This window comes from Nocardia barduliensis (genome assembly GCF_013315795.1).
Taxonomy (GTDB): Bacteria; Actinomycetota; Actinomycetes; order Mycobacteriales; family Mycobacteriaceae; genus Nocardia; species Nocardia barduliensis.
The window spans coordinates 44,427-62,628 of sequence record NZ_JABLTE010000006.1; the positions used below are offsets into that span (position 1 = coordinate 44,427).

Annotated in this window: 19 protein-coding genes; 6 read left to right on the forward strand and 13 right to left on the reverse strand. The window is 70.1% G+C overall.

Going from position 1 to position 18,202, the window contains the following annotated elements; genetic code table 11:
- The first annotated feature begins 87 nt into the window (after positions 1-87).
- The 4 genes from HOV91_RS04520 to HOV91_RS04535 all read left to right on the forward strand — a co-directional run bounded on the left by HOV91_RS04520 (position 88) and on the right by HOV91_RS04535 (position 3,777).
- The gene (locus tag HOV91_RS04520; protein ID WP_174184236.1) at positions 88-1,254 is read left to right on the forward strand and encodes a CaiB/BaiF CoA transferase family protein; all 1,167 of its coding nucleotides are present in this window, start codon (positions 88-90) and stop codon (positions 1,252-1,254) included.
- Positions 1,251-2,522 (forward strand): acetyl-CoA hydrolase/transferase family protein, encoded by a 1,272-nt coding sequence (locus tag HOV91_RS04525; RefSeq protein ID WP_174184154.1) that lies wholly within the window; start codon positions 1,251-1,253, stop codon positions 2,520-2,522. Before HOV91_RS04520 ends, HOV91_RS04525 begins: the two co-directional genes overlap by 4 nt.
- On the forward strand, positions 2,522-3,289 hold the full coding sequence (locus tag HOV91_RS04530) for an enoyl-CoA hydratase/isomerase family protein (protein ID WP_174184155.1): 768 nt from the start codon (positions 2,522-2,524) through the stop codon (positions 3,287-3,289). Before HOV91_RS04525 ends, HOV91_RS04530 begins: the two co-directional genes overlap by 1 nt.
- A 173-nt stretch (positions 3,290-3,462) precedes the next feature.
- A complete protein-coding gene (locus tag HOV91_RS04535; RefSeq protein WP_174184156.1) occupies positions 3,463-3,777 on the forward strand; it encodes a 2Fe-2S iron-sulfur cluster-binding protein in 315 nt (104 codons plus the stop codon).
- Between the two features lie 190 nt (positions 3,778-3,967).
- Here HOV91_RS04535 and HOV91_RS04540 read toward each other — a convergent pair whose 3' ends face one another.
- The 4 genes from HOV91_RS04540 to HOV91_RS04555 are packed head-to-tail and all read right to left on the reverse strand — an operon-like array spanning position 3,968 to position 8,181.
- Entirely contained in the window at positions 3,968-4,837 is an 870-nt protein-coding gene (locus tag HOV91_RS04540; protein ID WP_174184157.1) for an SDR family NAD(P)-dependent oxidoreductase, read from the reverse strand.
- The gene (locus HOV91_RS04545) at positions 4,834-5,748 is read right to left on the reverse strand and encodes an LLM class F420-dependent oxidoreductase (protein WP_174184158.1); all 915 of its coding nucleotides are present in this window, start codon (positions 5,746-5,748) and stop codon (positions 4,834-4,836) included. The genes HOV91_RS04540 and HOV91_RS04545 overlap by 4 nt, the downstream gene beginning before the upstream one ends.
- A 24-nt stretch (positions 5,749-5,772) precedes the next feature.
- Positions 5,773-7,002 (reverse strand): acyl-CoA dehydrogenase family protein, encoded by a 1,230-nt coding sequence (locus HOV91_RS04550; protein ID WP_174184159.1) that lies wholly within the window; start codon positions 7,000-7,002, stop codon positions 5,773-5,775.
- A 33-nt stretch (positions 7,003-7,035) separates the two neighbouring features.
- On the reverse strand, positions 7,036-8,181 hold the full coding sequence (locus HOV91_RS04555) for an acyl-CoA dehydrogenase family protein (RefSeq protein ID WP_174184160.1): 1,146 nt from the start codon (positions 8,179-8,181) through the stop codon (positions 7,036-7,038).
- Positions 8,182-8,321: 140 nt separating this feature from the next.
- On the opposite strand from HOV91_RS04555, the gene HOV91_RS04560 reads away from it, so the two are divergent.
- On the forward strand, positions 8,322-9,623 hold the full coding sequence (locus HOV91_RS04560; protein ID WP_312884463.1) for a cytochrome P450: 1,302 nt from the start codon (positions 8,322-8,324) through the stop codon (positions 9,621-9,623).
- Complete coding sequence (locus tag HOV91_RS04565; RefSeq protein WP_174184161.1) at positions 9,620-9,808, forward strand: ferredoxin; 189 nt, start codon at positions 9,620-9,622, stop codon at positions 9,806-9,808. The genes HOV91_RS04560 and HOV91_RS04565 overlap by 4 nt, the downstream gene beginning before the upstream one ends.
- Positions 9,809-9,822: 14 nt before the next feature.
- On the opposite strand, the gene HOV91_RS04570 is transcribed toward HOV91_RS04565, so the two are convergent.
- The 9 genes from HOV91_RS04570 to HOV91_RS04610 form a co-directional block, all read right to left on the reverse strand.
- Positions 9,823-10,617 (reverse strand): NAD(P)-dependent oxidoreductase, encoded by a 795-nt coding sequence (locus tag HOV91_RS04570; protein WP_174184162.1) that lies wholly within the window; start codon positions 10,615-10,617, stop codon positions 9,823-9,825.
- A gap of 13 nt (positions 10,618-10,630) precedes the next feature.
- Positions 10,631-11,449: an NAD(P)-dependent oxidoreductase gene (locus HOV91_RS04575; RefSeq protein ID WP_174184163.1), complete on the reverse strand. Its 819-nt coding sequence runs from the start codon at positions 11,447-11,449 to the stop codon at positions 10,631-10,633.
- Positions 11,449-11,970: a DoxX family protein gene (locus HOV91_RS04580; protein WP_174184164.1), complete on the reverse strand. Its 522-nt coding sequence runs from the start codon at positions 11,968-11,970 to the stop codon at positions 11,449-11,451. The genes HOV91_RS04575 and HOV91_RS04580 overlap by 1 nt, the downstream gene beginning before the upstream one ends.
- Positions 11,971-11,974: 4 nt before the next feature.
- On the reverse strand, positions 11,975-12,934 hold the full coding sequence (locus HOV91_RS04585) for an alpha/beta hydrolase (RefSeq protein ID WP_174184165.1): 960 nt from the start codon (positions 12,932-12,934) through the stop codon (positions 11,975-11,977).
- A 24-nt stretch (positions 12,935-12,958) separates the two neighbouring features.
- Positions 12,959-14,647, reverse strand: a complete 1,689-nt coding sequence (locus HOV91_RS04590; RefSeq protein ID WP_174184166.1) for a thiolase C-terminal domain-containing protein — start codon at positions 14,645-14,647, stop codon at positions 12,959-12,961.
- Between the two features lie 74 nt (positions 14,648-14,721).
- Positions 14,722-16,080 (reverse strand): cytochrome P450, encoded by a 1,359-nt coding sequence (locus HOV91_RS04595; protein ID WP_174184167.1) that lies wholly within the window; start codon positions 16,078-16,080, stop codon positions 14,722-14,724.
- A gap of 10 nt (positions 16,081-16,090) precedes the next feature.
- Positions 16,091-16,285: a ferredoxin gene (locus HOV91_RS04600; RefSeq protein WP_174184168.1), complete on the reverse strand. Its 195-nt coding sequence runs from the start codon at positions 16,283-16,285 to the stop codon at positions 16,091-16,093.
- Between the two features lie 14 nt (positions 16,286-16,299).
- A complete protein-coding gene (locus tag HOV91_RS04605; protein ID WP_174184169.1) occupies positions 16,300-17,160 on the reverse strand; it encodes a mycofactocin-coupled SDR family oxidoreductase in 861 nt (286 codons plus the stop codon).
- Between the two features lie 67 nt (positions 17,161-17,227).
- A complete protein-coding gene (locus HOV91_RS04610) occupies positions 17,228-17,935 on the reverse strand; it encodes an SDR family NAD(P)-dependent oxidoreductase (protein ID WP_174184170.1) in 708 nt (235 codons plus the stop codon).
- Between the last annotated feature and the right edge of the window lie 267 nt (positions 17,936-18,202).

The following is an 18,202-nucleotide window of genomic DNA, read 5'->3' on the forward strand; positions in this document are numbered from 1 at the left end:
TCCTTGCAAAGATTCATCAGATAGGCTCACGTCGGCCCGATGAGGCGGTTCGGTGACGGGCGCGGGGTCGGGAAAGAGGCGGTGGTGATGGAACACAGTGGTCCGCTGTCCGGAGTCCGTGTCATCGATCTGACGGCGATGGTCATGGGCCCGTACTGCACGCAGATCATGGCCGACATGGGCGCGGACGTCATCAAGATCGAGCCGCCTGCCGGGGACAACACGCGCTACATCTCGGTAGGGCCGGAACGGGGGATGGGCGGGGTCTTCGTCAACGTCAACCGGGGAAAGCGCAGCGTAGTGCTCGATCTGCGGTCCGAGGACGACAAGCGCTCTCTGTGCGGGCTCATCCCGCGGGCCGATGTGTTCATCCACTCCATGCGCGCCTCGGCGATCGCCCGGCTGGGCTTCGGCTACGACGAGGTGGCCGCGCTGAACCCCGCCATCGTCTACACCAACTGCTACGGCTACGGCCGACGCGGCCGGGATGCCGGTCGCACGGCCTACGACGACACCATCCAGGCCGAGTGCGGGTTGCCTTTCGTGCAGGAGCAGTTGACCGGCGCCGCCGGATACGTCGGCACCATCATGGCCGACAAGATCGCCGGGCTGACCGCGCTGTACGCGACCACGATGGCCCTGTTCCACCGGGAACGCACCGGGGAAGGGCAAGAGGTCGAGGTCGCCATGTTCGAGACGATGGCCGCGTTCATGCTGGTCGAGCACGCCAACGGAGCAATGTTCGATCCCCCGCTCGGACCCGCCGCCTACCCGCGCGCGCTGACGCCGAATCGCAGGCCCTATCGCACCGCGGACGGCTACCTTTCCGCGCTGGTCTACAACGACAAGCAGTGGACGGCATTCGTGGCGGCGGTGCGGCCACCGTGGGCCGGGCCGGAGTTCGCGACCCTGGAGCAGCGCGCGGCGAGAATCGAGACCGTCTACGCCCGCCTCGCCGAGACCTTCCGCGAGCGCAGCACCGGGGAGTGGTTGGAACTGCTTCGGGCGCTGGATATTCCCGCCGCTCCGGTGCGCTCACTGGACGACCTGTTCGACAATCCACACCTCAGGGACGCGGACTTCTTCCAGACCTGTGACTCTCCCTATGGAGCGGTGCGTTTCCCGGGTCCGCCAACGTGGTTCTCCCGCACCCCGGGGCGGATCGCGGGCCCCGCGCCCCGCCTCGGCGCCGACACCGCCGAGGTGCTGAGCCGGTCGGCCGAGGCCCGCCCGCGCGGCCAGGGGCGGTCGTGACCGTCCTGCTCGACGCGGCCGAGCTGGACCTAGGCTCGATCCTGCGGCCTGGAGACCGCGTCGTGGTCGGGCAGGCCTGCGGCGAGCCGACCACCTTGATAGGGGCGCTCATCGCGCAAGCCGGGGCGATCGGCGACGTGTCCGCGTTCATCGCGACGAGTTTCTCGGGCCTGTTCACCCCCGCCGCGACCGACGCCTTCGCCCTGCGCAGCATGGGGGCGATCGGCGCGTTGCGGACGCTGACCAAGGAGCATCGGCTCGGCATCGTCCCCTGCCACGTCAGCCGGGTGGGCCCGATGATCGAGGCCGGAGTCCTCGGCTGCGACGTTGCTTTCGTGCAGGTGAGCCCGGCCGACGAACGCGGTGGACACAGCTTCGGGCTGGTCAGCGATCATGTGCGCGCGGCCGTGGCGGCGGCGCGCGTGGTGGTCGCCGAGGTCAACGACCGGGTGCCTTTCACGCTGGGGGAGCGGCTCGCGAGCGCCGAGATCGACTACGCCGTGCGGGTATCCCGCGCGCCGGTGCAGGTGCCGCCCGCGCCGATCGGCCCCGTTGACGCGGCGATCGCCGCGCACGCGGCCGCCTATATCGAGGACGGCGCGGTGCTGCAGATCGGCGTCGGCGCCGTGCCGGAGGCCGTGTTGCGCCTGCTGTGCGACCGTGCCGATCTCGGTGTGCATTCGGGGATGATCGGCGACGGGGTTGTCGACCTGGTCGAGGCGGGCGCGATCACCAACGCGCGCAAGAACATCGATCGCGGGGTCTCGGTCACCGGCGCGCTCATCGGCACCGAGCGGCTGTACCGGTTCGCCGACCGGAATCCGGCGATCCGGATGTGCACCACCGACTACACCCACGACGCGGGCGTTCTGGCCCGGCTGGAGCGGCTGGTCACCATCAATTCCGCCTTGGAGGTCGACCTGACCGGGCAGGTGAACGCCGAGCAGAGCGGCGCGGCCTATCTCGGCGGTACCGGCGGGCAGGTGGATTTCGTTCGCGCGGGCGCCCGTTCGCCGGGCGGTCACGCGATCATCGCCCTACCGTCCACCGCCAAAGGCGGCACGGTCAGCCGGATCACCGCGACGCTGTCCGGTCCGGTCACCACGGCGCGCAGTGACGTCGACGTGATCGTCACCGAATTCGGCGCCGCCGAACTCGCCGGGCGGACGCTGGCCGAGCGCACCCGCAGGCTGATCGCCGTCGCGCACCCCGATTTCCGCGCAGAACTGGAGCGGGCGGCCCATGTCGTCCAGCGGAGAGGTTTCTGATGTCCGACGCCGTTGTCTTCGAATCCCGGCCCGACGGGATCGCGATCATCACCCTCAATCGACCGGAACGGCGCAACTGTCTGGCGCGGGACGTGCGGGCGGGACTGTTCGAGGCATGGGAACGCTTCGAGCGCGATCCCGGCTTGCGCGTGGCCATCCTCACGGGCGCGGGGTCGAAAGCCTTCTGTGCGGGCGGGGACCTCGCGGAGATGGTGGCGACCGGCATGACGGTGCCGCCACGGGACATGTACCCGCTGCCCTACGACACGCTGGAGCTGTCCAAGCCCACCATCGCTGCGGTCAACGGCGCGGCGTTCGCCGGAGGCTGGATGATCGCCCAGGCCTGCGACCTGTGCGTCGCGAGCACCACCGCGACCTTCGCGGTCACCGAGGTGAAAGTGGGCCGCAGCTCGCCGTGGGCCGCGCCGCTGATCCACATGATCCCGCAGCGGGTGATGATGGAGATCCTGCTGACCGGCAAGCCGATCGATGCGCGGCGGGCCTATGAGATCGGGCTGGTGAACCGGTTGGCCGAACCGACCGAACTGATGGACACCGCGCTCGGGCTGGCGGCCGAGATTCTCGCGGGCGCTCCGCTGTCGGTGCGGGCCGCCCGGGAGACGGTCATGCTCGCGACCGAGATGGGGCGCTCGGCCGCGCTGCAAGCCGCGCGGCATGCGTCGGTGCGCTGCTACACGAGCGAGGACGCGCAGGAGGGTCCTCGCGCGTTCGCCGAGAAGCGCAGTCCGCGGTGGCTGGGCCGCTGACCCGGCCTTCCGGTGCCATGTGCCGCACGTCCCCTGTTGACCCCTTTGCCACAACCATGCTAAGCATGTGCACAGCACGTGCATGCTGGGCTGAGTGCTCAGTCTGCGCCGGAACGGCGACCGCGGTGCCGGCGACGGCGCTTGCGTCCCCCACCGATGAGGAGTGTGCCGTCATGGCCGTATCCCCCCTGTCCGAGTCGCCGGAGACGGTCACCCGCGGGGTGGTGACCGTGCTGTTGGACGGCACCGAGTCCACCATCGAGGCGCGCCCCGAGGAGACCGTGCTGGAGGCGGCGAAGCGAGCCGGGTTGAACCCGCCGTTCGCTTGTGAGGAGGGCAACTGCGGCACCTGTATGGCGCGGCTTGTCGAGGGCCGCGTCGAGATGCGGGTGAACGATGCCCTTACCGACGAGGACGTGGCCGAAGGTTATGTGCTCACCTGTCAGTCCTTCCCGCAGACCCCTTCGGTCGTGGTCGACTACGTGTGAGCCCATCGTGCACTGTGTGCGGCCGAGAATGCCCGCAGTGCAAGAGATCCAGCCGGTCGCGTGGGGGCTCGGTGCGCTGAGCTGCTGATCGCCATGCACGTCCACCAGGACCTTGCCGATCGCGCGGCTGTCGGCGACGTGCCGCAGCCCGGCCGCCACCTGCTTCTGCCTGCGCCCTCACGCCGCCGGATCAGGGGTGCGGCGGCTGGACGTCGCCGCGCAGCAGCCGCAACGGTGCGTGGTTGGCCCAGCCCTCCCGGGGCCAGTTGAACCAGCCCGCCGAGGCCGAGGTCCCGCCGTCCGGGTGCAGGGTCGTCCCCGTGACGTAGGAGGAGAGATGCGAGGCCAGGAAGACCACGCAGTGCGACACATCGGCGGCCTGCCCGGCCCGGCCCATCGGAATGGCGACCCGCACGCCGGTCGGATCGTCGAGCGAGCCGTCCGCGTGCGCGAAACGAGCGAGATTCGGAGTGGGAACGTAGTCCGGGGCGACGTTGTTCACCCGGATGCCGTCCGGGGCGACCTCCACGGCCAGGGTGCGGGCGAACTGTTCGACCGCCGCCTTCGCCGCCGCGTAGACCGCGAAACCCGGTGCGGCGCGGTGCGCCTCGATGGTGGTGATGTTGACGATGCTGCCGCCGCGCCCGCCCGCGCGCATCCGGGCGACGGCGAGCGAGCAGGCGTGCAGCACGTGCGTCAGGTTGCTGCGCAGCAGCGCGTCCCAGCCGTTGGCCGTCGTCTCGGTGAACGGGGCTCGGAACGTGCCGCCGACCACGTTGACCAGGATGTCCAGCCGGTCCCACAGCGCGTCCACTTTTTCGAAGAAGGCGCCGAGCATCCGAGGGTCGCGGGCGTCGCCGACATCGACCAGAGCCTCGCAACCCTGCTCGTCGAGCGCGCGCCGCAGGTCGCGGGCCGCCTCCGGATCGAGGTCGAGCACCGCCGGGCGCACCCCGTTCGCGGCCAGATCCGTGACGATCGCGCGCCCCAGGCCTCCGGCGCCGCCGGTGACGACCGCGACGGTGCCGTCCAATCCGGCCCGTTGCTCGAACCACGTCATCGCGGAGACCCTTCGAGATACGTCTCGCCGAACGCGGCGAGAAAATCGAGCGTGGTCTGATAGTCGCGCGTGCGGCTGGACACCACGATCCAATCCACCCCCGCCTGCGCCAGTTCCGCCAGCGCCCCCCGATGCCGGTCGACGTCGCCGGTGGGGCGGGTGATGCCGGGGGCGTTGTAGGAGTACACCAGGTCGATGTGTCCGGCACGCCCGGCCGCCGCGGCGCCCGCGCGGATCTCGGTGATCTTGCGGGCCAGTTCCGGCACCGGCCCCAGTTCGGGGGTCCTGGCGGTAGTGCTCAGTTCCGTGCCGCCGGTCATCGGGATCCAGCCCTGGGCGTGCGCGGTGACCCGGCGGCGGCTGACCCGGGAGTTGCCGCCGATCCAGATCGGGATCGGCTGCTGCACCGGCCGCGGTCTTGCCACCACGTCGCGGGCGCTGAAGTGGCGGCCGGTGTAACTGAACGGATCACCGCGCCAATGCAGCGGCAGCACCGCGAGCGCTTCGTCGAACAACGCGTTGCGCTCGTCGAAATCGACGCCGAGCGCGTGGAATTCGCTCTTCTGATAACCGGCCCCGAGCCCGAGGATCACCCGGCCGCCGGAGAGTTTGTCCAGCGTGGCCGCGGATTTGGCGAGCAGCATCGGGTTTCGATAGGGCGCCACCGTGAGATAGGTGATCAGCCGCAGCCGCTCGGTGACGGCGGCGGCGAAGGCGAGCGCGACGAAGGGGTCCAGGGTCTGATGCCCGCCCGCGCCAAGCCAGCGCGCGCCGGGTGCGGGATGCTCGCTGAGCGAGAATCCGTCGAATCCGTGCCGTTCGGCGGCGGCGGCGACCTCCGGCAAGGGGCCCGCGTCGAGCAGGTCCCCGTCGTACCCCGCGGTTTCCGGATAGTGGAAGATGAAACGCATCGTCCTTCTCTCACTTCGCACGGGTCATCGGCCGTGTTCGACCTGGTTGAACGGGACGTCGCGATCGGCGGCGAACTCGCGGGGCATGCCGAGCACGCGCTCACTGATGACATTGCGTGCCATCTCGGTGCTGCCGCCCGCGAGACTCCACGCCGACCGGAACAGGTAGTCGAGCCCCACCTCGGCGGTGTCGGCCGCGTCCCCCGGCCCGTGCGTGGCCGCGGTGGAGCCGGCGATGCGCACCGCCATATCCGTTTGCAGCCAGGCGTTCTCGGCGCTGAACAGCCGGGTGATCGCACCGGCCGAGGCAGGCAGGTCACCGGTGGCGATGGCCCCCGAGACGTGCGCGATGAGCTGATCGCGCACCACGTTCATGGCCCGCGCCTCGCCGATGTCCTCCCGGGTGCGCGGGTCGTTCCATTGCCCGGTGGCCCTGGCCAGCTCGATCAGCCGGTCGACTTCCCCGCCCAGATGCGGACGCGCGCCGCTGGTGTAAGGCGAGGTGCCGCCCAGCGCCGCGCGCTCGTGGTGCAGCAGCCGGGACGCGGCGTCCCAGCCGCCGTCCACGTGGCCGAGCACCGACTCCGCGGGCAACGCGACGTCGTCGAAGAATTCCTGGCAGAACTCGGTCGAGCCGGTCACCTGCTTGATCCGCTGCACCGTCACCCCGTCGGCGCGCACCGGCACCAGGAACATGGTGAGCCCGCGATGCTTGGGCACCTCCCAGTTGGTGCGGGCCAGGCACAGGCCGTAGTCGGCGGCGTAGGCGCCGGAACTCCAGATCTTCGATCCGTTGAGGATCCAGCGCTCGCCGTCGCGTTCGGCGCGCGTGGTGAGCCCGGCCAGATCCGATCCGCCGCGCGGCTCGGAGAGGAACTGCACGAGGATCTCCTCGCCGCGCAGCACGGCGGGCAGGTGGGCGCGCTTCTGCTCCTCGGTGCCGATGTCGAGCAGGCTCGGCGCGCAGATCGCCAGCGTCGGCACGTTCAGCAGCAGCGGCATCTCGTAGGGGAGCGATTCCTCGTTGAACGCCCGCTGGTGGGCCGGGCTGAGCCCGAGTCCGCCGTACTCGGCCGGGAAGCAGATTCCGGCGAAGCCGCCGTCGTGCAGGATCCGTTGCAGTTGACGGGCCCGATCCCACGCCTCGTCGGTGTCGGGCTTGTGCTCCGCGGCGGAAGCGGGCGGCAGGTTGTCCCGCAACCAGGTCCGCGCGCGGGCGCGGAAGTCCTCGACGGGCTCCAGATCTGTGGTCATAGCGGTGCCTTTCCAGGAGGGGTTCGATCCGGCTCACGCGGCTGCCGTGTCGAGCAGGTCGGTGATGTGGCGCCGGTGTTCTTCGGGCGTGCCGTACAGGGCCCGGCCCAGGGTGATCCGGCGCAGATACAGGTGCAGGTCGTGTTCCCAGGTGACGCCGATGCCGCCGTGCAACTGCACGCAGTCCTGGGCGATCACCGGTGCTTTCGCGCCCACGTACGACTTCGCGATGCTGATCGCCTCCCCTGAGTTCGCGGGGTCGTCGTCCCACGCCGCCGCGGCGGCGGCCGCGGTGGCCCGGCAGGCTTCCAACCAGGTCTTGTTGTCCGCCATCCGGTGCTTGAGCGCCTGGTAGGAGGCCAGCTGCCGGCCGAAGGTGTAGCGGTCGGACAACCAGGTCGACGTGGCGGCGAGCGCGGTGTCGGCGGCGCCTGCCATCTCGGCGGCGGTGAGCACCGCAGCCGCTCGCGCCTGGGCGCGTATCGCGGATGCGGCCTCGCCGCCCGTGTGCGCCACCGCGTTCGCGGACACCACCACGTCGTCGAACGACACGCGCGCGGTACGGCGGACCAGATCCAGCGTCCACATCGGGGTGATCGTCACGCCCGGGGCGTCGGCGCGTACCAGCAGCTGGACCGGGCCGTCCGGGCTCTGGGCGGTCACCAGGAAAAGGTCGGCCTGATCGCCCGCCTCGACGCGATCTTTCACACCGTTGAGCCGGTAGCCGTCGCCGTCGTGTTCGGCACGGGTACTCGGCTCGCCCGCGGAGGGGGACAGCGCCTCGAAGCCCCGGCCCGGTTCGTACACCGCCCAGGTCACGATCGTCTCGCCCGCGCAGACGGCGGTGACGAGTTCGGCGAGACGATCCGCTTGCGCGGCGAGCCCGGCCAGGACGGCACTCGTGGTCACGAACGGGCCGGGCGCGCAGGCGCGGCCCAGTTCCCCGGCCACCGAGGCGAGTTCGGTCATCGCCCGCCCGGAAACCGTTCCGCCGCCGAGTTGCTCGGGCACCAGCATGGCCGTCCACCCCAGTTCCGCCCCGCGCCGCCACCAGCTCCTGTCGAATCCGGTCCCGGACTCGGCGAGGGCGCGCACGGTGCCCACCGGCACCGTGCGCGCGAGGAAATCGCGGGTGGTCGACTGGAAAAACCGCTGATCCGCGGTGGTGTCGAGGGGCATGGTCCCGGTCCTTCGGTTGACGCGCGGCGTAGGATATGGAAATCTCATACTCACAGATGAGAGGCATATTCTCAATCACGGAAGTCGACCGGCAATGTTCGCCGCGGGCGGGCCGGTCGGGGCGTCGAAGGGATCGTCGAGTGGTGAACAACTTCCAGGAGCTGGACTTCTTCCTCGGACAGGAGCTGGTCGCCGATCCGTACCCGTACTTCGACGCGCTGCGCGCGCAGTGCCCGGTGACCCGCGAGAAGCACCACGACGTGATGATGGTGACCGGCTATGACGAGGCGCTCGAGGTCTACAACGACGTCGAGCGGTTCTCCTCCTGTGTCTCCGTCACCGGTCCGTTCCCCGGTTTCCCCGTGCCGCTGGAGGAAGGGGCCGACGTCGACGCTCTGATCGCCGAACATCGGGACAAACTGCCGATGAGCGACCAGTTGCCGACCCTTGACCCCCCGGTGCACACCGACCACCGCGCCCTGCTGATGCGGCTGATCACCCCCAAGCGCCTCAAGGAGAACGAGCAGGCGATGTGGGCGATCGCCGACCGGATGCTCGACCGGTACCTGGCCAAGGGCAAGGGGGACTGCATGCGCGAATTCGCCGGTCCCTTCACGCTGTACGTGATCGCCGATCTGCTGGGTGTGCCCGAAGGCGATCAGGAGGAGTTTCTGCAAGCGCTGCAACGTGATCCGCACCGCGAAGGAGCCAGCGTCGGCAGCACCGCGGGGGAGAACATGTCGCACAACCCGATCGAATTCCTCTACGCCAAGTTCTCCGGCTACGTCGAGGATCGCCGCACGAACCCGCGGGGCGACGTGCTGACCAGCATGGCCACCGCGACCTTCCCGGACGGTCGCGAGCCCGAGGTGCTCGACGTGGTTCGGGTGGCGGCCAACCTCTTCTCGGCAGGCCAGGAGACCACGGTCCGGCTGCTCAGTTCGGCGCTGAAGATCCTGGCCGAGCGCCCGGACATCCAGCGGTACCTGCGCGAGGACCGCAGCCGCATCCAGAACTTCATCGAGGAGTGCTTGCGGATGGAGAGCCCGGTCAAGGGCGATTTCCGGCTCGCCAAGGTGTCCAGCACGGTCGGCGGGACCGAGGTGCCCGCAGGCACGATCCTGATGGTGGTCAACGGCGCCGCGAACCGCGACCCGCGCCGGTTCGACGATCCCACCACGTTCGCGGCGGAACGCTCGAACGCCCGCTCGCACTTGGCTTTCGGGCGCGGCGTGCACACCTGCCCGGGTGCGCCGCTGGCGCGTGCCGAAGCGCGGGTCGCCATCGAACGACTGCTCGAGCGCACCACCGACTTCCGCATCGACGAGAGCGTGCACGGCCCCGAGGGCGCGCGCGACTACCGTTACCTGCCGACCTTCATCCTGCGCGGGCTGACCGCTCTGCACTTGGAGTTCGACGTCGCGGAGGGCGGGGCCCGATGAAGGTCACCGTCGACGCGGATCGTTGCCGGGGGCACGGCGTCTGCCTCGGCCTGTGCCCGGAGGTGTTCTCCTTGACCGACGACGGCTACGCCGAGACCACCGTGGCCGAGGTGCCCGCGCGCCTCGAGGCGCAGGTGCGCGAAGCAGTGCAGTCCTGCCCAGAGCGCGCGATCGTCGTCGAGTGAGCGCGGCGGCGTGCTCACTCGGCGGGCACGCCCGCGTCGATCGCGGCGTCCAATATGCCGAGATCGCCGCCCAATTCGGTCACCAACGCGCGAGCCACCGCCACGTCTTTGCGGAGGAACTGGCCCACCGAGGCGCGGAAGTCCTCGACCGCGCCCTTCCCGGCGACGCTGGCGACGGCACGGCCGCTGCTGCTCGCGTGCGGTAGCGCGGCGAGCAGGGTGGCTTCGTGCACACCCAGCTGGCCGCCGAGCCGGATCGCGTCGGCGACCAGCCCGATCTGCGCCGCGAACAACGCGTTGTTGACCAATTTCACCCGCTGTCCGGCGCCGAGCGGGCCGACGTGCAGGACCGGGTCGGCGTAGGCCCGCAGCACGGGCCGCGCACGGCGCACCGCCTCCTCCGCTCCGCCGAGGAAGACGGTGAGTTCGCCGGTGGCGATATTGTGCGGTCCGCCGCTCACCGGCGCGTCCACCACTGCGGCACCGGGAGCCGCCGCCGCGATTTCGGCCACCGTCGCGGGGCTGCCGGTGGTGTGCACGATCAGCACGGCCTGCGGCGGCAGCTCGCGCAGCAGCGTGCCGCCGAGGCACACCTCGCGGACCTGGTCGTCGGTGAACACACACACCACCACGGCATCCGCGGCTCGGGCGGCCTCGGCGACGTTCGCGACCGGTTCGGCCCCGATTCCGGTGAGGTCCGCGCGAGAGTCGGCGGACCGCGCCACCGCGCGGACGGTGTGCCCGGCCCGCACCAGGCGCTCGATCATCGGGCGGCCCATCCGCCCGGCTCCCACGAATCCGATGCGCACGCGAGTCCTCCCTTCAGCGCTGCCGGTCCATCAACGCGAGCGTCGCGTCGGCGGCCCCGAGCACGATGCCCGGGGCGACACCCGCCGCGTCGGCCAAGTCGGCGACCAGGCCGACGTCCTTACGGAGCAGATCGCCCGCGTGCGCGGCCAGCTGGTCCAAGGTGCCGCCCGCGGCGACGATCCGGCCCAGCGCGAAACTGTTCGCGGTGCCGTGCGTGATCACTTCGCCGAGCCGGTCCGGGCTGATGCCGAGCCCCCTGCCGAGCGCCAGGGTGCCGGCGGCGGTCGCGAGATTCGCGGTGAACAGCAGGTTGTTCAGCAGTTTGGTGGCCTGCCCGGAGCCGACGTCGCCGAGGTGGACGATCGGATTCGCGTAGGTCTCGAACACCGGGCGGCTGCGCTCGACGGCCGCGCTCGCGCCGCCGACCATGACCAGCAGCCTGCCCTCCGCTGCGGCGGGCCCGCCGCCGCTGACCGGGGCATCGATCAGCGTGACCTGCCGCGCCGCGGCCAGTTCCGCCAGCTCCCGGCAGGTGTCGGGGTGCACGGTGGCGTGCACGGCGATGATCGAACCCGGCGCGAGTCCGGCCAGCACGCCGTTCTCGCCGGTGACCACCTGGCGCACGTCGGCGTCGCCGACCACACAGAGACACACCAGATCGCTGCGCGCGGCCAAGGCGGCGGGCGATTCGGCCGCTACCGCCGCGGTGTCGGCGAACGGCTCCAGTGAAGCCGAGCGGCGCGCCCACAAAGTGGTCGGGTAGCCGCCCTCGACGATGCGGCGCGCCATCGGCGCGCCCTGACTGCCCAGTCCGATGAACCCGACGCGCATCAGCGCACCTCCTCGGTAGTGGTTTCCGGCACGGGCGCGGGCCGGTAGAAGACGGACAGCAGGGCCGCCGTGGCCAGCACGGCCACACCCAGCGCGATGCCGCCACCGGCCCAGCCGGTGATCTCGATATCCGCCGCGTGGTCCAGTGACAGCCACCCCGGCCCCAGCAGCCCGAGTGCCAAGGCGACCACGGCCAGCACCAGGACGTACTCGTAGCCTTCCTTGAAGACGAAGAATCCGTTCGCGCGGTGCGCCAGCAATCCGGCCACGAGCATGACCGAGACGACCGCCGCGGCGGCCAGCGGGGTGAACAGGCCGAGCACCAGCAGTGCGCCCGCGCCGATCTCGGTGATCACGCTCAGCCACGCCTGCAGTACGCCGTTGCGCAGCCCCAGCCCGCTGAACCAGCGCGCCGTCCCGGGGATCCGGCCGCCGCCGATCCAGTGATTGACGCCGTGCGCGATCATGGTGACTCCCACGACCAGCCGCAGCAGCAGTAGCGCGACATCGGTGACCTCCATGGCCTCACCTTCCCGGCCGCGCGTGCGCGCCGCCGTCGAATTGGATTGCCGGACCGGTGAATTCGCCGGTCGCCTCGGCGACGACGCACTCTTCCGCGAAGGCGAGCACCTTCAGGTGGTATGCCGCCGCCGTGTAACCCAAGCTGACGTTGTGCCCGGTATTGGGTTGCAGATTGAGCACCACCCGCGGCGCCGCGCGGAAGAGGGCGCCGATGGCCGTCAGTTCCTCGATGTCGTTGCGCCACACCGTCTCGTGATCGCCCGCGGTGAACCGCACCGGGATGCGCACCCGCGCGGCCGAGCGGGGGAAATCGTGGTCGGCCCAGTTGTTGATGGCGGTGGCTTCCAGCGGTGGGCCGGGTACGGCGATGGACGCACCGCCCACGAGTTCGGGTGGATAGAGCCGCTGGGGCCGCCAGAGCAGGTTACCGAGTCCAGCGGGCCTGCTGCCCGCCGGACGTGGGCCCCACAGCACTTCCTGGGCGTCGGGATGGTGCGTGCGGCCGGTACCCGCCAGCTCCAGGCCGAGCAGTCCGCGGCCGCGCTCATCGGCGGCCATGCGCAGCGCGAGTTCGCATCCGGCGGAGTGCGCCAGCAGGAAGACGCCCGCGCCGCGCGGACGGTCGTCGAGGTGTGCTTCGACGGCCCCGTACATCAGATCGACCCGCCGCCGGGGCGATACGAGCTGGTCGGCATACGGACCCGAGGCGCCGTAGCCGGGCCGGTCCAGCGCCAGCACGGTGTAACCGAGGCGCTGCCCCAGCCGCAGCAGCGAGAGTTCGGGGTGTCCGGGGCAGTCGAAGTACGTCGAGGTGGTGGCGCCGCCGTGCAGCGCGACCAGCACCGCGCGGGGAGCGGACGCCTCGGCCAGCAGCCCCGACACGGGGATGCCGTCGACCTCGGCGACCACGGGTAGAGGTCCGCCGTCGGCGAGGGGGTCGAGATCGGATTCGGTGAGTGTCATGGTTGCTCGGAGATATCGCCGCGATCAGGAATCGGCACGCAGCAGCATCGCCCCGCCGGGCGTGAGCCCGCCGCTGGACACGACCGCGACCCGGGCACCCGCGACCTGCCGCTCCCCGCCCGCGCCGCGCAACTGCACCACCGCCTCGTGCAACAGGCCCATGCCGTGCGTGCGGCCGTGCGAGAGCTGGCCGCCGTGCGTGTTGACCGGGATGGCGCCGTCGCGGGCGATGTTCTTGCCCCCGTCCAGGAAGTCCTTGGCCTCCCCGATGCCGCAGAAACCGAGCGCCTCGATCCAGGACAGGCAGTTGAAGCTGAACCCGTCATAGAGTTCGGCGACGTCGACGTCCTCGGGGCGCAGCGTGGTGCGCGTCCACAGGTGCGCGGCCGGGCCGAGCACCTGTGGTTCGTGGGTGAGCGTGCTCTGGTCCCATTCGACGCGCTCGATGATCTGGGTGCCGACCGCCTCCACCAGCACCGGCGCCGTGGGCAGATCGCGTGCGGCGTCGATCGCCGAGACGATCACCGCCACCGCGCCGTCGCACGGCACGTCGCAGTCGTAGAGCCCGAACGGGGTGGTGATCGGCCGTGCCGAGAGATAGTCGTCCATGGTCATCGGGTCGCGGTAGACCGCGGTCGGCTCCAATTCGGCGTTGGCGCGCTGGTTGAGCGCGATCCAGCCCAGCGTCTCGCGCGTGGTGCCGTAGCGGTGGAAATGCCGCTGCGCGTTCTGCGCGAGGGTGTGCGCGGCGGAGATCGCGCCGAACGGCGTCAGCCAGCTCGTGGTGCGGCCACCAGCCGAGGGGATCCGGCCCGCCTTGGCCAACTCGTTGAAAGTCGACTCCCACACGGTGCGGAAGCACAGTACGTGCCGGGCCAGTCCGGCCGCCACCGCCGTCATCGCCGCGACCACCGACCCGCCCGGCCCGAAGGTCTCGATACCGCCGTTGTGCCAGCTGGGGCGTAAGCCGAGCGCGGCTTCCAGTGCGGTCACCCCGCCCTCGCCGAAGCCGCCGAGATTCCCGCCGCCGGGATAGGAGGCCAGACCGTCGATGTCGTCGAGCGTCAGGCCCGCGTCGGCGACCGCGCGCTCGCACGCCTCGATCGTCAACTCCAGCGGCGGCACCATGAGCCTGCGCCCGATCCGGGACATCCCGATGCCGGTGAGCGCGACCTTGTCCTCGAACTTCTCCTGGCGCAGCATCGGCCGCACGTGCTCGGCGAACCGCTCCGGCTCGATCTCGTCCACCGGCAGCGGCGCGGGCTCGGATTGCCCGGCGGCGGGCCGGAACAGCGGCAGCCAGACGTCGGCGTCCTGCTGGAAGACCACCTCCACCCGCATGCCCAGGACCAGGTCGTCCGGATCGGCGTCGACGATATTGGTGGTCAACCGGACTCGGGGGTCCTCGATCAGCGCCACCTGCGCCACCACGTACGGCGGTGGCAGGCCGGGCACGGCGAAGCGGTGGTTCACCGTGAAGCTCGCCAGCGTGGCCGCGCCGGAGACCTCCCGCGCCCCGAGATCGTGCCCGCGGCAGTAGCGGCACACCGGTTGCGGTGGGTGGATGAGGGCCGCGCAGGAGCGGCACTGCTGGATGCGCAGCTTGCCGTCGGCGCCCGAGGTCCAGAAGAACTCGGTGTCCAGGCCGAGCAGCGGCAGCGGCCGTCCCGACGGTTCGGCCGTCGTCGCCGGGGTCTCCTGCGCGTCTGCCACAGCGCCTCCTCGTAGTCGTCGCAGCCGTAGCCGCGTGCGGCCTGCGGTGGCCGCACGCGGCGGGGGCTTTCCGGTCAGATCTGTGCCGTGCCCTTGTGCACGGTCACCGGCTCGGCGAGCCGCTGTTCGTCACAGACTTTCTGCAGCTTTTCCAGGGTCTCGTCGAGCCCGGGACCGAGCCGGGGCCCAGGGGTGAACTCGGTGGGCAGGTGCCGCATGCCCTGGATGACCGCGATCGTGTCGTAGTGCACGGTCTCCTCCGGAATGCACCGGTAGTCCGGCATCCGGTCCAGCACCGCGATCAGCATCCGCTTGAACACCGTGCGGGCGACGTTGGAGCCGATGCAGCGGTGGATGCCGAGACCGAAGCTGTAGTGCCGGTTGCCCTTCCGGTCCAGGACCAGTTCCTCCGGATGGTCGAACACCGCCGGATCGCGATTGGCCATCGCCCACGACAACCAGACGCGGTCGCCTTCTTTGAAGGAGGCACCCGCCACCTCGCAGTCCTGCGCGATGGTGCGTCCGTCACCGGGTGCCGGGGTGTAGTAGCGCAGGAATTCCTCGGTGGCCGAGTCCAGCAGCAGGTCCCGTTCCCGGCTCAGGGTCGCACGGTCGTCCGGATGCTCGGAGAGCCATTCGAGGGCGTGCGCGGTGAGCGCGGTCGTGGTGTCGAAACCGCCGCCGATGAGCAGGCTGAGCATGCCGAGGATCTCCATGTCCGGCAGCGGCTCCCCGTTGACCGGCGCGGAGGCGACCGCGTGGATCAGGCCGGGACGCGGATGCTCCCGGATCTCGGCGAGATTGGTCAGCAGGTCGAGGCCCATCGTGCGGTGCATCTCCGCGACGCGCGGGTAGTCCGGTGAATCCGGGGGCGTGTAGACCGCGGCGTGCACCGGCTCGTTGTAGATGGTCCACTTCCGCAACGGGACGCCGAGCATGCCCAGAGTCAGCACGGCGGGAACGACATTCGCCAGATCGTCGACGAAATCGATACGGCCGCTCTCGATCTTCTCGTCGAGCGCCGCGCGCACTACCTCGTCCACGAACGGGACCCAGCGTTTGACGGCGGCGGGGGACAGGTACGGGTTGAGCGCCGAACGCAGTTCCCGGTGCTCGGGCTCGTCCATCTCCAGGATGCCGCCGCGGATGCCGCGCGCGCGAGGGGCCGGGGGAATGGAGATCCCCCGATATCCCTTGCGAACGCCCTGCGGGTCGTGATCGTTGGATACGTGCGGGCAGCGCGCGAGCTCGAAGACTTCTCTGTTGCCCGCCGCCACCCAGTGACCGTCATAGGTGTCGGTCCAGGCGAGAGGGCACTCGCTCTGCATTTCCTCGGTGATCGACTGGAAGTTCTCCCGATACTCCGGTGCGAAGCGATCGAAATGGAATCGGGGCTGTTTGCGATCGGTGTCGGTGGTGTCCGGCACGGTCATGGCCTTCTCCCTACTCGGCGATCGAGATCGCGCGTTCGGGGCAGGAGTGGACGGCTTCGCGTACCCGATCCTGCTGGTCTGGGGGAACCGCTTCGCCGACCGGGGATGAGTGGCCGTCGATGTCGCTGAGCTCGAACGATTGCGGGGCGATCATCGCGCACAGCGTGTGCCCTTGGCAGCGTTGCTGATCGACTCGGACCTTCACGGTGTTTCTTCCTCTCAGACGTGGTAGTCGTACCACTTCAGGTAGCCGCCCGCGTCGACGCGCAACTGCGTGCCGGTGATGTAGCGAGCCTCGTCGGAGGCCAGGAACAGCACCGCGTCGCTGATGTCCTCCGGCTCGACATAGGGAGTCGGCATGGCCTGCTGCACATGGAAGGCGGGCTCGGCGTCCGCGCGGGTGGGGTGTTCCAGGTCCGGTCGGAAGGATCGGTACATCGGCTCGCTCTGCAGCATCGGAGTGTTGCAGTTGGTGGGGTGGATGACGTTGGCTCGGATGTTCTGCGGCGCGATGTGCAGGGCGAGCGCGTGCACGTACTGCGCCAGGCCGCGTTTGGCCACCACGTAGGCGATGCCGCCGGGATCCTTGCCCGGCTGGTCCACTTTCGAGACGTCCATCAGCGCGGCCACCGAGCCGGTGGCGATGATCGAACCGCCCGCGCCGAGATGCGGTAGCGCGACCTGGATGGTGTTGATCACGCCGACGAGGTTGGTGTCGATGACGTCGGACCAGGCCTGCCACTGCGGCGTGCCCTTCATGCCCGCGATGCCGGCCTGGGCGATCACGATGTCCAGCCGCCCGAACTCGGCGACGCCGCGTTCCAGCACCGCGCGCAACTGTCCGGCCTCGCGCACGTCGGCCGGTTCGGCGACGATGCGCCGACCGGTCTTCTCGACCAGCCGCGCGGTCTCGTCCAGGTCTTCCTGGCGCGACAGCGCGTATCCGATCGAGTCGATGTCGCGGCAGATGTCCACCGCGATGATGTCGGCACCTTCCTGCGCCAGCCGTACCGCGTGACTGCGGCCTTGGCCACGAGCGGCTCCGGTGACGAAGGCGACCTTGCCCTCTACGCGTCCCACGGGCCTTCCTTTCGATCTAGCTTCATTCGGGCTGCACTCGTCTCGCACGCTCGGTGCGCGACGGGTCTCAGGTATTGCGTCCGCCGTTGACGCCGAGGATCTGGCCGGTGATGTAGCCGGCCTCCTCGGAGATGAGGAACGCGCAGGCCGCGGCGATGTCCGCGGGTGTGCCGACCCGGCGGACCGGAGTCCGCTGGATGTGGTCCTCGACGGTGCCGCCGAGCCGGCGGGCCTCCTCGTTCTTGCGCAGCATCGGGGTGTCGATGAACCCGGGCGGCACCGCGTTCACGGTGATACCGGACGGGCCCAGTTCCAGCGCCAGCGCTTTGGTCAGGCCGTTGACCGCCGACTTGGCCGAGACGTAGTGCGTCATGAACGGCTGGCCCGAATGCGTGCTCGAGGAGGAGATGTTGACGATGCGCCCCCAGCCCGCGGCCAGCATGTCCGGCAGCACCGCTTGGACGCAGTGGAATACGCCGTTGAGGTTGACATCGATGACGCGCTGCCAGTCCTCGAAGGAGATGTTCTGGAAGCGCTTGAAACCGTCGATGCCCGCGGCGTTCACCAGCACGGTGACCGGGCCGAGCTTGGCGCGGACGGCGGTCAGCGCCTCGGCGATCTGTTCCGGTTCGGTGACGTCGGCGCGGTAGGCGAAGTCGTCGTCGGCGGGCGGGTTGAGGTCGAGGGAGGCGACGTGGAAACCGTCGCTACGCAAGCGCTGTGCGATCCCCAGCCCGATTCCGGACGCGCCCCCGGTGACCACTGCCGTCTTCACGCGTGCGGCCCCTCTCCGGTGTTCCCGCCGCCCGGTGACCGGCGCTCGCGCGGCCTCGGCGCGGCCGGGATGAGTGTATTGTCGAACACAAGAATCTCCCTTCCGGATGTGAGAACCGTACTCTCGTAGGGATCGAGCGCGCAAGAGTCGCCCGCCGGGCCTGTCGGCTCGCGCGGTCCGGGGTGCGGAGTGACGCGGCTTGGCGATAGTGGCTGCATTCCGCCGTGCCGAGTGTTAAATTCTCCAATATCGAGAATGTTATTTCCA